Source organism: Psychrobacter sp. SHUES1, from assembly GCF_001652315.1.
Lineage (GTDB): Bacteria > Pseudomonadota > Gammaproteobacteria > Pseudomonadales > Moraxellaceae > Psychrobacter > Psychrobacter faecalis.
In genome coordinates, this window is the sequence record NZ_LXWA01000106.1 from 38,566 (window position 1) to 53,918 (window position 15,353).

The 15,353-nt window shown below is 43.9% G+C and carries 12 protein-coding genes; 7 read left to right on the forward strand and 5 right to left on the reverse strand.

Translation table 11 applies throughout. The features are described from left to right. Positions 1-166: 166 nt before the first annotated feature. The 5 genes from A7325_RS12690 (at position 167) to A7325_RS12710 (ending at position 6,827) form a co-directional block, all read left to right on the forward strand. On the forward strand, positions 167-2,083 hold the full coding sequence (locus tag A7325_RS12690) for an AmpG family muropeptide MFS transporter (RefSeq protein ID WP_068408690.1): 1,917 nt from the start codon (positions 167-169) through the stop codon (positions 2,081-2,083). A gap of 65 nt (positions 2,084-2,148) precedes the next feature. Then, entirely contained in the window at positions 2,149-3,057 is a 909-nt protein-coding gene (gene prmC / locus A7325_RS12695; protein WP_068408692.1) for a peptide chain release factor N(5)-glutamine methyltransferase, read from the forward strand. A 102-nt stretch (positions 3,058-3,159) separates the two neighbouring features. Further along, positions 3,160-3,954, forward strand: a complete 795-nt coding sequence (locus A7325_RS12700) for a HesA/MoeB/ThiF family protein (protein WP_068408693.1) — start codon at positions 3,160-3,162, stop codon at positions 3,952-3,954. Between the two features lie 69 nt (positions 3,955-4,023). Next, positions 4,024-5,379 carry an ABC1 kinase family protein gene (locus tag A7325_RS12705; RefSeq protein WP_068408695.1) on the forward strand — a complete coding sequence of 452 codons (1,356 nt, stop codon included), beginning with the start codon at positions 4,024-4,026 and terminating at the stop codon, positions 5,377-5,379. A 119-nt stretch (positions 5,380-5,498) separates the two neighbouring features. Continuing rightward, entirely contained in the window at positions 5,499-6,827 is a 1,329-nt protein-coding gene (locus A7325_RS12710; RefSeq protein WP_068408765.1) for a YbfB/YjiJ family MFS transporter, read from the forward strand. Here A7325_RS12710 and A7325_RS12715 read toward each other — a convergent pair. Continuing rightward, positions 6,824-7,312 (reverse strand): Lrp/AsnC family transcriptional regulator, encoded by a 489-nt coding sequence (locus tag A7325_RS12715; RefSeq protein ID WP_068408697.1) that lies wholly within the window; start codon positions 7,310-7,312, stop codon positions 6,824-6,826. The genes A7325_RS12710 and A7325_RS12715 overlap by 4 nt on opposite strands. A 227-nt stretch (positions 7,313-7,539) precedes the next feature. On the opposite strand from A7325_RS12715, the gene leuA reads away from it, so the two are divergent. Together leuA and A7325_RS12725 are read left to right on the forward strand one after the other, a co-directional pair. Further along, positions 7,540-9,324 carry a 2-isopropylmalate synthase gene (gene leuA / locus A7325_RS12720; protein ID WP_068408699.1) on the forward strand — a complete coding sequence of 595 codons (1,785 nt, stop codon included), beginning with the start codon at positions 7,540-7,542 and terminating at the stop codon, positions 9,322-9,324. A gap of 287 nt (positions 9,325-9,611) precedes the next feature. After that, positions 9,612-10,223, forward strand: a complete 612-nt coding sequence (locus A7325_RS12725; RefSeq protein WP_068408701.1) for a hypothetical protein — start codon at positions 9,612-9,614, stop codon at positions 10,221-10,223. A 124-nt stretch (positions 10,224-10,347) separates the two neighbouring features. On the opposite strand, the gene accC is transcribed toward A7325_RS12725, so the two are convergent. The 4 genes from accC to A7325_RS12745 all read right to left on the reverse strand — a co-directional run bounded on the left by accC (position 10,348) and on the right by A7325_RS12745 (position 15,312). Continuing rightward, entirely contained in the window at positions 10,348-11,715 is a 1,368-nt protein-coding gene (gene accC / locus A7325_RS12730) for an acetyl-CoA carboxylase biotin carboxylase subunit (protein WP_068408703.1), read from the reverse strand. A 158-nt stretch (positions 11,716-11,873) separates the two neighbouring features. Further along, a complete protein-coding gene (gene accB / locus A7325_RS12735) occupies positions 11,874-12,302 on the reverse strand; it encodes an acetyl-CoA carboxylase biotin carboxyl carrier protein (RefSeq protein WP_068408705.1) in 429 nt (142 codons plus the stop codon). A 254-nt stretch (positions 12,303-12,556) separates the two neighbouring features. Next, positions 12,557-13,924: an MATE family efflux transporter gene (locus tag A7325_RS12740; protein WP_068408707.1), complete on the reverse strand. Its 1,368-nt coding sequence runs from the start codon at positions 13,922-13,924 to the stop codon at positions 12,557-12,559. A gap of 347 nt (positions 13,925-14,271) precedes the next feature. Further along, on the reverse strand, positions 14,272-15,312 hold the full coding sequence (locus A7325_RS12745) for a hypothetical protein (protein WP_068408709.1): 1,041 nt from the start codon (positions 15,310-15,312) through the stop codon (positions 14,272-14,274). Between the last annotated feature and the right edge of the window lie 41 nt (positions 15,313-15,353).

A 15,353-nucleotide genomic window follows, 5' to 3' on the forward strand; every position in this document is an offset into this window, starting at 1 on the left:
AGTCAAGGTTAGCGTTCTCAAGTACCATAATTCAATTTTGTGCTAACGATGGTTTTTGTGCAACGCTGAGCAATTTTTATCGATCCTTTTTATCCGTATTACTGAGAAATGATTGATAAAAATTGTGCGCAGTTGTGTTTTTTATCTCAATTTTTGGTGAGTGATTATGTCTGCTGTCCAACCTGTAACGCCTGAACAACCGATTGCCGAAAAATCATGGGCAGAAGCCGCCAAGGCTTATCTAGATTCGCGCGTTATTATCATGTTGTTTTTAGGGTTTTCGGCCGGTATTCCTATTTTACTTATTTTTTCCAGTCTGTCGTTATGGTTAAGAGAAGCAGGCATTGACCGCGGTGTCGTCACCATGTTCAGCTGGGCAGCATTGGGATACTCATTTAAGTTTATTTGGGCGCCATTAATCGACGCGCTGCCGGTGCCTTTTTTGACCAAATGGTTGGGTCGCCGCCGTAGCTGGATGGTGGTATCGCAGCTGCTGATTGTATTGGCTATCTTTTTGATGGCGACAGTCAATCCTGTTAGCGAAGACGTATTGGTTTATATGGCGGGTGCGGCGGTTTTGCTGGGCTTTTCTTCTGCCACCCAAGATATCGTCATTGATGCTTACCGCATTGAGCTGGCACCGCCATCGATGCAGTCTATTTTATCCTCTATTTATGTGTCAGGTTACCGCATTGGTATGATTGTGGCTGGGGCAGGCGCGCTGTATTTAGCAGATTATTTTGGTTCAACGGAAAGCTTTTATAGTTATGAAGCGTGGCGCAATACCTATTATATTATGGCCGGAGTGATGACTTTAGGTATATTGACTACCTTTGCCAGTTATGAGCCAACCGCTGAGATTTTGCAAAATAATAAACAAAGAAACAACCTCAAAGTTTTCTTAATTTACTCAGCGTTACTATTAATACCGGCGTTGTTGTTTAGCGCTATATATCTTGTCAATATTCTGATTAATAAAGTTTTTGATAGTAGCATTGCGCTGATACCGCTGATAGCCATGCCGAGCATTAAGTTCTACTTTTTAGCATTGGTTGCTTGTGCGCCATTGCTGCTGCTTTATTTTATGATTAATCAACCTAAAATTATTAATAAAGCGCCATTAGTGGCTGAAACCCGCGAAGACTATGTCAGATTGGTTTTATTGTTTGTGTTTGCCGTCGTCGCATTTATCGCCGCCTATGTTTTGATAGGACAAGGATTGCCTGAGTTTGAAGGCGTGTTTGTCAGCTTTATCAGTGAGACGCTGCATTTGCTAACAAGCTTAGCCGTAGCGCTGGCAGCGGGTTATGCCTTGGTAAAAGTCGGTCTGGTGAAAAAAGAAATTGCGATGGCAACCTGGATTGAGCCTATCTTAGATTTCTTTAGACGCTATGGTAAAAAGGCGTTATTGTTATTGGCCTTGATTGGTTTGTACCGTATCTCAGACATCGTGGCAGGGGTGATATCAAACGTCTTTTATCAAGACATGGGCTTTAGTAAAACCGATATTGCCAATGCGGTCAAACTGGTTGGCGTCATTATGGCGATTGCTGGTGGTTTCTTAGGTGGGCTGTTGGCGCAGCGTTTTCGTATCATGCACGCCATGATGATTGGCGCTATTCTCGCTTGTGCGACCAATTTATTATTTGTGGTGCTGACTTACAACCCTGGCAGCTTGCCGATCATGTATATGGCGGTGATATTTGATAATTTAGCCGCTGGTCTTGCCAGCGCCGTATTTATTGCTTTCTTATCGGCATTGACCTCTATACGTTTTACCGCGGTACAATACGCTATTTTTTCTTCATTGATGACTTTGATACCTAAAGTCATGGGTGGCTATTCGGGCTCTATCGTTGATAGTATGGGCTATCCGTTCTTCTTTATTTTTACCTTTGCGATTGGTATTCCAATTTTAGCGCTGATTTACTTTGTTGATAAATATATCGTTATTGGTGATAACGACGATATTTATGGCGATAGCGATAGCGATGGTGAAGGCGGCAGCGGTATTGGCGATAAGTTAACCAAAGCCAATCCAAACCTAACGGATACCAAAGAGCCGCCCCGCGCTTCAGAGTAGTTAATGCATGACATATAGCCAGTTCAACAGGCTTATTTAGTAAACAGTAATTTTACGAGTTATCTATGAAAGCAGCTACCATTGGGCAAATAAAACAAAAAATTCAGCAATTGACGAATGCAGCTGCAAGCAGTCATTTGCCCTCGTTTTGGCTCACTGATTGGTTGTTGTTTGTCATTGAGCAGCCAAGCTCTTTTTTAATCACGGATGAAAACTATCAACTGACCGATAGCGAGCTTACGCAATTTCATGCGGGTGTGACTAAGATGCAGCAGGGCACGCCCTTGGCGTATTTAACGGGACAGCAAGAATTTTGGTCGCTGAATTTTAAAGTCAATGAGCATACATTGATACCGAGGCCCGATACTGAAGTATTGATCGAACAAGTATTAGCTTGGATAAACTCTCAACCAAAAAGTGCCGATGGCAATAATAAACCAAATCGCCTCTTAGATTTGGGCACTGGCTCTGGCTGTATAGCGATTAGCCTCGCGCATGAGTTAGATAAGCGTCAGCCAAACAATAAGGCTGAGAAATGGCAAGTGGTTGCCGTTGATTTATCGCTAGAAGCGTTAAAAGTCGCTAGGCATAATGCAATGGTAAATGAGGTTGCTGCTGATATTAAGTTTATCCAAAGCAGTTGGTATGAAGTGCTGTCTGCTCAGGATGAGCCATTATTTGATGTGATTGTGTCTAATCCGCCTTATATTGATGAAGAAGATGAGCATTTAGCAAGACTGGTCGCCGAGCCGATTAGCGCCTTAAGCGCCCCCAATCATGGACTTGCCGATATAGCGCATATTGTTAAGCAGGCGCCGCAACACTTACGTAAAGGTGGGCTTTTAGCAATTGAGCATGGTTTTGATCAAGGTGCGAAAGTTCGTCAGCTATTTTTGGACAATCGTTTTGAGTCTGTTCATACTGTGCAGGACTTTGGCGGTAATGACAGGGTGACTTTAGGTCAGCTGTTATAATTGGTTTTTAAGAGTACGTTTTTAAAGGTGAGTCTTTAAGAATAGGTTTTTAATAATGGATATTTTGCTTATAACTTGTGGTGAAAAATAGTGGTAGAAAGTATGACGCACTCCAAAGAAACAGGACAGCTAACAGATGCAGAGCTGCTGCGTTATGCGCGGCAGATATTACTTGATGGCTGGGATATCGATGCGCAGCTACGTTTAAAAGCCTCGCGAGTCGTGATGATTGGCGCAGGCGGTCTCGGTTGTCCTGCTTCTGAGATGTTAGTGCGGGCAGGGCTTGGGCAAGTGCAGCTGATTGATGATGATGTGATTGAAGCCAGTAATCTACAACGGCAAACGCTATTTTTACCTGAAGATATTGGCAAACCTAAGGCGCTGACAGCGGCTCATATGCTGAACAAAATTAACCCTTTGGTTAGGGCGCGTGGGACCGTGGCCAGATTGAGTGAAGACAATGCTTATGAGCTGCTTGAGATGGCATCTGGTAAGCCTGACTTACTTTTAGACTGCACGGATAATTTTGCCACTCGCGATATCATCAACCGCATTAGTGTGCGTTACCAGATTCCGTTATTATCCGCTTCAGCGATAGCCACGCAAGGACAATTGGCACTATATGAGCCGCACTTAAATACCGGCTGCTATCATTGCGTCTTTGGTTCGGTAACAGTCGATGCAGCAGCGGATGAACGTACTTGTGCCAATTCAGGGGTACTCGCCACTACGCCCGCTATTATGGGTAACTTGCAAGCCAATGCAGCGCTACAATATCTAGGATTAACCAAAAATCCACTGACAAATAAGCTGTTAATATGGGATGGTAGCCAGATGCAGCAACGACTGATGGGCTATCGCAAAGATGTGCATTGTCCGATTTGTGCCAAACATTAGCAAGTTGCTCAAGCTTTTTAACTCTTCCTATCCTCATAACCTCCTTTTTATTACCATAGTTGTTTTTTTATGAAAATTCATCGTCCGCATTTATTAAAGCATACCTTTAATGTCGTTAATCGTGTGCGCCAAACCGCAAGCGTTGCTGGTTTGTCAGCACTGAGAGTGGCAAAGGGTGAAAAACCCGATGCGATGCTGTTAAAAGAAACCTTTGAGCAATTGGGCACGACTTATATTAAAATCGGGCAGTTTATCGCCAGTACGCCGTCATTATTTCCGCGCGAATATGTAGAGGCGTTTCAAAGCTGTTTAGATCAAACGACGCCCTTATCCTATGCCTATATTGAACAGGTATTAAAAGAAGAGCTGGCCGCCGCTGGCCTGTCGCTTGAAGAGATTTTTGCTTATATTGACGAAAAACCACTCGCTTCAGCGTCTATTGCCCAAGTGCATGCCGCGCGTTTACATAATGGCGATGAAGTAGTGCTAAAGGTACAAAAACCAGGCGTTGAAACGATTATGCAAACCGATTTGGGCGTCTTGCACGCTATGACCAAGTTGGTTGAGCTACTAATGCCTTCGATGCGCTTTGCCAGTATTGCGCCAATCATCGATGAGATTCGTCTGCGGATGCTTGCCGAAACCGATTTTATTGCTGAGGCGCAAAATATCCGTGATTTTCAGCAGTTTTTAGCGATATCAGGAAATACACGCGTCGTTGCGCCAACTGTCTATGAGGAGCTGACCACCAAGCGCGTGCTGACTATGAGCCGCTTATACGGCGTTTCTATGGTAGATGAAGCCGCCATGCGTCAGTATTGTAATGATCCGGCGCAAGTGATGGCAGATACCCTTAATACTTGGTTTGCCAGTTTGATGCTGTGTAATAGTTTCCATGCAGATTTGCACGCGGGTAACTTGATGCTATTAACCGATGGGCGTATTGGTTTCTTAGACTTCGGTATCGTTGGTAAATTAAAAGCGGAAAGCTGGCGCGCCTGTATGGGTATGATGCAAGCAATGCAAGACAGTGATTATCAAGCAATGGCGCGCCATATGGTTGATATGGAAATGACTCATGGCGGCAATCAGGTTGACGTCGCGGCATTGGGCAATGATTTGCAGCGTATGATGAAAACCATCATGGCAGAAGACAAAGCCTTTACCAGCGGTGTGCCTTTTAATAGTAAAGAGCAAGCTGATGAGCTCAATAAAATGATGCTAGAGATTGTTGAGGTCGGCAAGCGTCATGGTATTCATTTCCCACGTGACTTTGCCTTATTGACCAAGCAAATGCTCTATTTTGATCGCTTTATGCGCACGCTTGCCCCTGACATGGATATGTTTAGCGATCAGCGCGTGCAAATGCTAGGGCAGACAAAAGCAGCTGAACAAGCAAGCAATCCAATTCGCAATATTTCTTAGTAGTAAGCACGTGATAGCAGTAAGTGTTGTATTGAGACGTTTTTCTATTTTTAATTGGTTAGGTATGGCTTTTTTTAACACAAAGGATTGTGGGCGTTTTGCCACAAAATGGCTCTGTCATGATGACTGCTCTTAAAAGCCGTGCTGCTACTATTATTACCCATCAAACGGCGATTGCTTGCATAGGGTTGTATTGTCTGGCAGTAGTGATGGGGTTTGGGCGCTTTTTATTTACCGCCACCTTACCTGATATCATGACGCAATTATCGTTATCGACGGTCATTGCAGGTTGGCTGGCTTCGGTCAATTATAGTGGTTATTTTATTGGGGCGCTGATTGCGATGTTTGTGCCCCAGCGTTTGACATGGCAAATGCTCATAACATGGACAGCCGTCAGCATCGTGACCACCATGCTATTGGTGGTGCCAAATCTGTCATTAAATAGCTGGTATGTTATTCGGTTACTATCGGGTATCGCCAGCGGTGTGGCCATGATTTTAAGCTCATCGCTGGTTATTCAAAACTTTAGCAATGAGCGCCGCTCAGTGCTCTCAGCTTTGCACTATGCGGGGATTGGCGTCGGTATCAGTGCCTCTGCCGTCTTGACATGGTGGCTATTAACGCTCGGTTATCATTTTGATATTATTTGGCTGGTAGCAGGAGTTATCAGTCTGCCGTTATTATGGCTACTTTATGCTATCAGACCACAAAGCTTGATTTCGTCCGCTTCACACTCATCTCAATCCACGTCCTCTAATTTACAATCCTTTCAGCAAAAGGCTCTCAAATCGAAGCCTGCCGAATTAAACCATAACAATCAAAACCTATCTGTACCGCAAGCTTATCGTAATTTTAAACGTTCGTTATATGAAGCGGCCGCTGGTCATAGCAAGGCGATTGCATTACTGTCGGCAAGTTATGTGCTGGCGGGGTTTGGTTATATTACGTCGGCGACTTTTTTGCCAGTCATGGCAACGCAGCGCCTGACAGCACAAAGCTATGCAGGGCTACTGATTTGGTTGGTGGTTGGTATCTTTGCCATGCTATCGAACCCTATTTGGGGCGCGCTTGCCAAGCGTATTGGCGAAAGCAGAACCTTGATGGGGTTGACGTTATTACAAGCGTTTGGCATGTGTTTACCGCTATGGTTTGATGGCGCTATTGGCTTGTACGGTAATGCGGTGATTTTAGGATTAACCTTTGTCGGTATGGTGTCAATGACGCTAAATTTAATTAAAAATATCAATCCCGCTTACTCAAATTTGCTGATTGGACTGGCAACTTTGGCCTATGCCATAGGGCAGTTCATAGGGCCGCTGGTCACGGTAGCGCTGGCAGGGAAACAGGATAATTTTAACGCGGGTTTATTGGTCGCAGCGAGCGGTTTATTAGTGGGATTGGTTTTAGTCTTCTTTTTTCAGCGTCAAGCTCAAAAGCAGTCAAACTAGACCACGCTACGGCTAAAGACTTCTCGTAGCTCAAAACTGGTATGCACTTGAGCGACGCCTTCGATGCGATTGAGCCTATGTAATAAAAATTCTTCATAATGTGCCATATCACGCACCCGTACTTTGATTAGATAATCTTCGGTGCGACCGGTGACAATACTACAGCTCACCACTTCATCGAAACTTTGAATTTTCTCTTCAAAATGCTCAAAGCGATCTGCAGTATGGCGATCCATACTAATCGCAATAAAAACGGCTAAAGGATAGCCAAGTTTTTGCGCATCGGTCTGGGTATGGTAGCCGGTGATAATACCTGCTTCTTCCAAGCGTTTGATACGGCGCGCGCAAGGGGTCGCCGATAAATTCACCTGCTCGGCAAGCTCGGTAATACTCATACGTGCTTGGGTTTGTAGTAAGCGTAATAACTGTTTGTCGGTAGCATCAATATCTATAGGTAAAACATTGTTCGTATGATTATTTAACATCGGATATCACCTATCTAGTGGAATAATCTAATTATAGGTGAGACAGTGGTCTATTTCACTAAAATTTTATAAATAGTAGCTAAATAAAGCTGATTTCTAGCACAGAAACTTTGTTATTATAATGGTATAAACTTTTATTATCTCGTATGATAAAGAGTGCTTGGTCATTAGTTGCCCAGTTAAAACTATACTTCAACTCAGCTCTTTATGTTATCTAAGGATTGATTATGCCTAATCAAGCAACACGCAATGCAGACCGCGCGCCTGCAAAAGTCACCCCAAAAAATGCCGCTTTTGATTTCCGTAAATATCGTCCATTTGCGTTTGCTCCTGTGCTAGCAGATCGTACATGGCCGAGCAAGACGATTGAGAAATCACCAATTTGGGCAAGCGTGGACCTGCGTGATGGCAATCAGGCGCTGATTGATCCGATGACCATTGAACAAAAAATGCGCTTTTTTAAAACCTTGGTCGATGTGGGTTTTAAAGAGATTGAAATTGGTTTTCCGTCGGCGGCGCAAGTAGAGTTTGATTTTGCTCGCAAGTTGATTGAAGAAAATCATGTCCCTCACGATGTGACCTTGCAAGTATTGGTGCAGGCGCGTGAGCATTTGATTGCTCGTACTTTTGAGTCATTAAAAGGCGCGAAGCGTGCCATCGTTCACGTCTATAACTCAACCAGTCGTGTACAACGCGAAAAAGTATACGCTAAAGATAAAGCAGAAATTAAAGAGATTGCCATTACTGGCGCTAATTTATTGGTTGAATACGCAGCCAAATATCCTGAAACAGAATGGGTATTTCAGTATTCGCCTGAAAGCTTTAGCCAAACAGAAACTGAATATGCGGTCGAAGTCTGTGACGCAGTTTGTGAGGTTTGGCAGCCTGAAAACGGCCAAGAAGTGATTTTAAACTTGCCAGCGACGGTTGAAGCATCAACGCCAAACGTATTTGCCGACCAAGTAGAGTATTTTTGTCGTCATATTGCCAAGCGTGAGCATGTCACGGTAAGCTTACATACACATAACGACCGTGGCTGTGCGGTAGCTGCTGCCGAGCTTGGCGTGCTTGCTGGTGCCGATCGTATCGAGGGCACTTTGCTTGGCAATGGCGAGCGTACGGGTAATATGGATATCATGGTGATGGCGATGAACTTGTTTAGTCAAGGTATCGACCCAGAGCTTGATTTTAGTAATATGAGCGAGATTGTACAAGTGGTGAGCGAGTGTAATAACTTGCCACTACATCCGCGTCATCCATACGTTGGTGAGCTTGTGTTTACCGCCTTCAGCGGCTCGCATCAAGATGCCATCAAAAAATCTCTTGATTACAATGAAAAACATCAAGATGAAACCGATAACGTTTGGGACGTTGCTTATCTGCCAATTGATCCGGCGCACATCGGTCGCAGCTATCAAGATGTGGTCCGTATCAATAGCCAATCTGGTAAAGGCGGCGTTGCTTATATCTTGCAGCGCAATTATGGCTTTAATTTACCGCGCTGGATGCAAATTGACTTTAGCGGCGTGGTCCAAAAACAAGCGGAAAGCGCTGCTCGTGAATTGCAAAACGATGAAATCTTACAAGCCTTTGAAGAGACATATTTGCAGCAAGGCAGCTTCGAGCTTCTAGATTATAGTGTCAATAACAAGGGCGGCGAGGTCTACTTTAACGGTCAAGTACAGATGAATGGCGACACCATTACTATTGACGGAACCGGTAACGGTCCTTTGTCATCGTTTATTGATGGGCTTGCGCAGCACACAGGTAAATCTATCCATGTTATCAACTACGCTGAACACGCGATTAATCCGCAGCACAACAGCGGTAATGGTATCGATGATGATACCAACAATGACAATAAAACCAACGCCAATGCCGCAGCTTACATTCAACTAAATGTTGACGGTGATGTTTACTCAGGCATCGGCACTTGTAGTAGCACGGTATCAGCGATGCTGAAAGGCGCGTTATCTGCTTTTGCTCAAGCGGCTAGTCCAGTTGCTGCTTAATATCGCCTTTAGCCGATAATAAAATAGTTCGATTTACGATGTTAATCTATAACGCCATGGCTTTTGCAAATTAGCCATGGCGTTATTTTTGTGTATATACACTTAATATTTGGTAGGTGAGTTTTAAAAACAATATTGGGCATGAATTTATTGGTGAAGGTTTACGTTGAGGTCAGGGTTGGTCAAAGTCGTACGACTAATAGCATAATGTTACTTGTGTTTTTGGTGTCTAAGACTTACGCTAATGTACGTCTTATTTATTATTATAATATTAAAAAAGGTTAATTATGGAACCTATATCTTTTGCTTCATTTTCATTGGCCTCTATTTTAGCGTCACTGCCAGTGAACGGTGAAGCGGTTAGCAAACCTACCGTTACCACCCATATCAGTCCCGCTATCGCCGGACAGTGGGAGATAGATTTAGACAGTGGTATTACGATGACTAAAGAAGCGCAAGCTAAGCAAGCGGCGTCAAAGATAGAGCAGGGCAAAATTGATGAACCAAAAGTAGGCACTGGCGCTGAGGGTGGCGTGTTGACCCAAAATGAAAAGCGTATCGTTAAGGTGCAGCCAACTAGCAGTAAAAACCTGTTAACCGCTAAGTCTACTCAATGTCGGGAAATTTATAATTTTGCTGCCGATAATGAGATGTGGGCAGTCAGTGGCAAAGAATGGACTTACGGGCGCTACTTAGTCACCCATCGTGATGAAGGCTTGCCTATTATTGCGCTAAAAACGGTTTATGATAATAACGAAGTCGATTGCTCGGGTAATCAGGTAGATCAAACTGGCGAGGCATTAATAGCGTTTTTGAACCATGAAGGCAATAAAATGCAGTGGTGTGCCGATCCTGAGGGTACAGAATGCTTTATGAATTTCACCAGAATATTACCTTAGCATTCTTTTAGCGTTATTTATAAAATTTAAGCAGCACTTTATAAAATTTAGACATATAAAAAAACCGCTATCTTTTAGGTAGCGGTTTTTTTAATTTCTGCTTAAACAAAAAGACTAAGACTAACTAAGAAGCAGAATCAGCTTTATCTTTATTAGACGTTAATAACTCTCTTTCTAGATAATGAATGTTTTGCGCTTCATTAACAAATTTATCATCCGCTAAAATCACATCACGATGCAAGGATATATTGGTTTTGATACCTTCAATCACCAATTCGTCAAGCGCATGCAGGGTTTTAGATATCGCTTGCTGACGTGTTTGACCGTGACAGATCAGCTTGCCAATCAAGGAATCATAATAGCTTGGAATCTCATAACCAGGGTAGAGGTGCGAGTCAAAACGCACGCCCGCGCCACTTGGGGCAAACAACTGGCTCACTGTGCCAGGACAAGGCATAAAGGTCGCTGGATCTTCGGCATTGATACGGCACTCTATGGCATGACCTTGAATTTCAATCTCGCTTTGACGATACGATAAACCGTAGCCGGCGGCGATTTTAAGCTGTTCAACGACGACATCGATACCGGTAATCATCTCAGTCACTGGATGCTCAACCTGCACCCGAGTATTCATCTCAATAAAAAAGTATTCATTATTTTCAAATAAAAACTCAAACGTACCCGCGCCGCGATATTTCACCAGCTCACAAGCTTTGACGCAAGCATCTAAAATAGGCTGACGCACATCGTCAGGGATATCTGGGGCAGGTGCTTCTTCTAAGACTTTCTGGTGACGACGTTGTAATGAACAATCGCGGTCATATAGATGAATGGCATTGCCGTTACCATCGCCTAGTACTTGCACTTCTACGTGGCGAGGATTTTGGAGATAACGCTCCATATAAACGGTATCATCACCAAACCACAGCTCAGCCTCTTGTTTGGCAGCTTGTACTTGGCCAATAAGCTCATCAAAACGCTCAACAACGCGCATACCGCGGCCACCGCCACCAGAAGCAGCTTTAATCAAGAGGGGAAAGCCGATATTACGCGCTTGCTCTTCAGCGTTATGCAGAGTGACGGCACCCACTGAACCAGGAACTGTTGGTACGCCTGCTTTTTTCATGGCATTAATGGCGGATACTTTATTGCCCATTAAGCGAATGTGGTCAGCATTGGGACCGACAAAGGTCAAACCAGCTTCTTCAACGCGTTCAGCAAACTCAGCATTTTCTGCCAAAAAACCATAACCGGGGTGAATGGCGTCAGCGCCAGTGATTTCAGCGGCGGTCAAAATGGTGCTAATATCGAGATAGCTTTGGTTGGCGTTGGGTTTGCCAATACAGATTGCTTCATCAACAAAACGCAGATGCATCAAATTGGCATCCGCCGTTGAATAGACACCGACGGTCTCTATGCCAAGCGCCTTGCAAGCTCGAACGATACGTAGGGCAATCTCACCTCTATTGGCGATGAGCAGTTTTTTTATCATGGGGTCATCCTTGTCAAAGCGGCAGTCATTGATAGCCTCGCTATTTTAGACATTGTAAATGCAAACTGCGCTACATCAAATTTAGACAAATCGAGCGCTGATGTCGATGAATAATAACGAAGTATCAATTATTACAAAGTAAAGGTTGGCAGATAGCGTTACGCTTTATAGCGTATGACTGGCTGACCAAACTGTACCACTTCAGAATTATCCACTAAGATTTCATCAATGACGCCGCTTTGAGTCGCTTCAAGAGGATTCATGATTTTCATGGCTTCAATGATACCAAGCGTATCGCCTGCTTGTACTTTTTGACCGACCTTTACAAATGGCGGGTCGTTAGGACTTGGCGCTGAATAATAAACACCCACCATTGGCGAGGTTTCAACGCTGCCAGCTTTGACGGCGGCTTTTGCTGGGGCAGCGACAGGTGCAGCACCTGTGGCAGGCGCAGCCATCATCGTTGGTGCGGGCGCATCATAGTGACGAGTTAGACTGATGTGTTCGTCATCTGAGCTGATTTCTAAATTAACCAGTTCACTTTCTTCCATGAGTGCGATCAGGGTGCGTATTTTTTCAATATCCATAATTTTAATTTTGCCTTGTACTAATTTCTAGAAAAAAAATAGTGTAACTAAATATTGTATTGGTAATTGCTAATGATACCTATATTCACGCCAATGAGCAATCGATGTACAGTTGTTAACTGAGTTTTTTTACATATTATGACGTAAGCGTGCTTAAGCGTAAGAAATATTCAATGATTTATCATAGTCGATGTCATAAGGTAGCGCCAGTCATGGTTACTAGACGCTACGTTTGAACCAAGCGTATGACAGTATCAGGCCCATAATGTCGTCAAGCGTTTTTGCTGATAGCGCAGACGCAGACTTAATAATATAGACGATAATAATAAGCCTGTGATGAGCGCCATCCAAAAACCCTGCGCACCAAGGTCAGTGAAGCGCACCAGATAGACGCCAAGCGGTAAAGCAACCAACCAATAACAAAATAGCGTCACCCACATCGGCACAGTGGTATCTTGCATACCGCGTAATATACCAGCGACATTAACTTGCCAGCCATCAAATAATTGATAAGCGAGGGCAAAAATGAGTAAGTGCATGGCTTGCGCGCGTACCACAGGATTGTCGGTGAATGCCGCCGCCAATTGCGGTCTAAATAACCAAACGCCAAGCATAGAAACCAGCGCAATGATAACCGTCCATACAAGCCCTGTGGCTAATACTTGACGCAGCGCCATCAGATTTTTTTCACCAAAGCGGTTGGATATCATAATCGTCAGCGCCATCGCCACCGAGATGGGTATCATAAACAGCTGCGAGGTCACGGACAATGCCACTTGATGCGAGGCGGTCGCAATCTCACCGAGCGGACTGATAACTAATGCCCCTAAACTGAATAAACTGGCTTCAAAAAAGATAGAGATACCAATTGGAATACCAAGTTTTAGTAATTTTTTAATTTGCGTGCGGTTAGGACGGGCAAAAGCATAAAAGAAGCGCGTACTGGCAAATTGCTGACGTTTGGTAAAGCTGGTATATGTCGCTAGTAATAGGACATTAATCCAAAGTACGATGGCCGTTGCTACCCCGCAACCAGCGCCGCCCATCTCGGGCATACCAAATAAACCGTGGATAAAAATATAGTTAAGCGGAATATCGGCAAGTAGCCCGATGATACTAATAACCGTCACCGGCTCTGGTCGGCCAAGCGCTTCACAATAACTGCGCAGCACGGCATAGACCGCGATTGCCGGAAAACCGAACGATACCCCATGTAAATATTGCGCAGCGATGGGTTGGATATTTTCAGGTACGCCCATCACACCAAGTATGTTGGGCGCTAGATTGACAATGATAAAGCCGAGAATACCAATGACGCCGGCCGTCCATAACGATTGCTGGGTAATATGCGGCACTTGGCTATGATTGTTTTGTCCGATTGCTTCGCCGATAAGCGGCGTGGTGGCAATCAAAATACCGGTCGCCAATAAAAACAGCGGCAGCCAAATACCGGAGCCTACAGCCACGGCCGCCAAATCAAGGGCAGAAACTCTGCCCGCCATAATGGCATCGACGACACCGAGCGCAGCTTGGCAAAACTGAGTAATTAAGATAGGGAGGGCGAGTACGCCTAAGCGTAAGCTGTAACTTTTAAAATCTCTAAAGGATAATGGGAAAACCATAATGAGCAACTTTTTATTCTTTGCAGTAATTATTGTGGATGAGCAAATGCTGCCATCAACAAGTTAATAGCGAAACAGTGAAATAGGATTGGTGCGACGATAATACTCCGATAAATAATATGAGCAAGTCCATTTTTAATGATTATTAATAACAACATGCCGACAGAGTAAAAAATTAAACAGTTAAGACCAAAATGAAAAATGACCCGTCAATCCGTAAGTAGAATTGACAGGTCATCATCAGAAAAATAGCACATAAGCTAAAGCATGGGGTTAGTGGTTTAACAGTGTTCGTTCATACTTGGCTCTTCTTTAGCTAGGGTAGCAGTACAGACAAAAGCAACTATTTACAACGATTCAGGTAAATCATGCACCAGCGCTTGATAGCCAATCAAGCTGTTATTGGCATCGAATGCTTGTACGACAATCGCATAATTGGTTGAGTGATCGGGAATAACAGGCGCAAACTGAGTTTCAAGATTACTTAATAGCAGATTCTGAACATAACCGTTAGCGCCCGATTCTGCTTTATTAACATCAATTTGACTGACTAAGACGTGCTTAGTGTTGCTAGGATTTTGCCAAGTAACAGTTTTTTGACTACCATTACCGGTAATATTTAGGTTTAGCTCGCCAAGTTGATAATCAAGTGGGTAAGTCTTAAAGTTAGAGCGGTCGCTGATGGTATAGCTGACATTACAGTTATCTTGCCCGCTTGATAATTTCTTGCCGCCCAGACCGTCTTGGTACTCAAAACTGCCTTTCCAAGGCGCACCGGCTTCATTTTTTGCAAAGTTACCAGCAAAAGTTGTTAATAGGTTTGGTGTCTCTATGCCTAAATCGCTGACATACTTAATATCTAAAAATTTTAATGTATCAAGGCTACCCGTTACTTTACCAGCGATATAGTTGTCGACTTTAATTGCTGAATTGATACCTAACACATTGTTTTCTTGGCAAGCTTGCTGCTGATAACTAAAGCTACCATCAACACTACCAGCGCCATCTTTACTGATATCAAAGTATACCGCACCTATATCGATATCGCTGTCGTCACCATCATCAATCTCGACAAAGTGACCCACATAAAGACCGCCGCGACCGCCTTCTGGCGTTAGTTTATCCAAGAACTTATCAAGCGATTCTTCTGGTAAAAAGACCGACTCCAAAATCTCAGCCATGGATTTTTCATCATCGCTTAACTTGTCTTCGACCTCTTTATATCTCTCTTTGACTTTATCTTCCACGCGATCGTATTCGTCTTTTACCTGATCTTCTACGCGATCATATTCTTTCTTAACTTTATCGCCATCACTGCCGCAGGCGCTGAGAGTTAGACTAAGGATACTGGCGGTTAACACAGATAATAGTAGCTTGGGTGCGCTCATAAATGAGTCCTGATGGTCGATTGCTATAACAATAAGAGAGA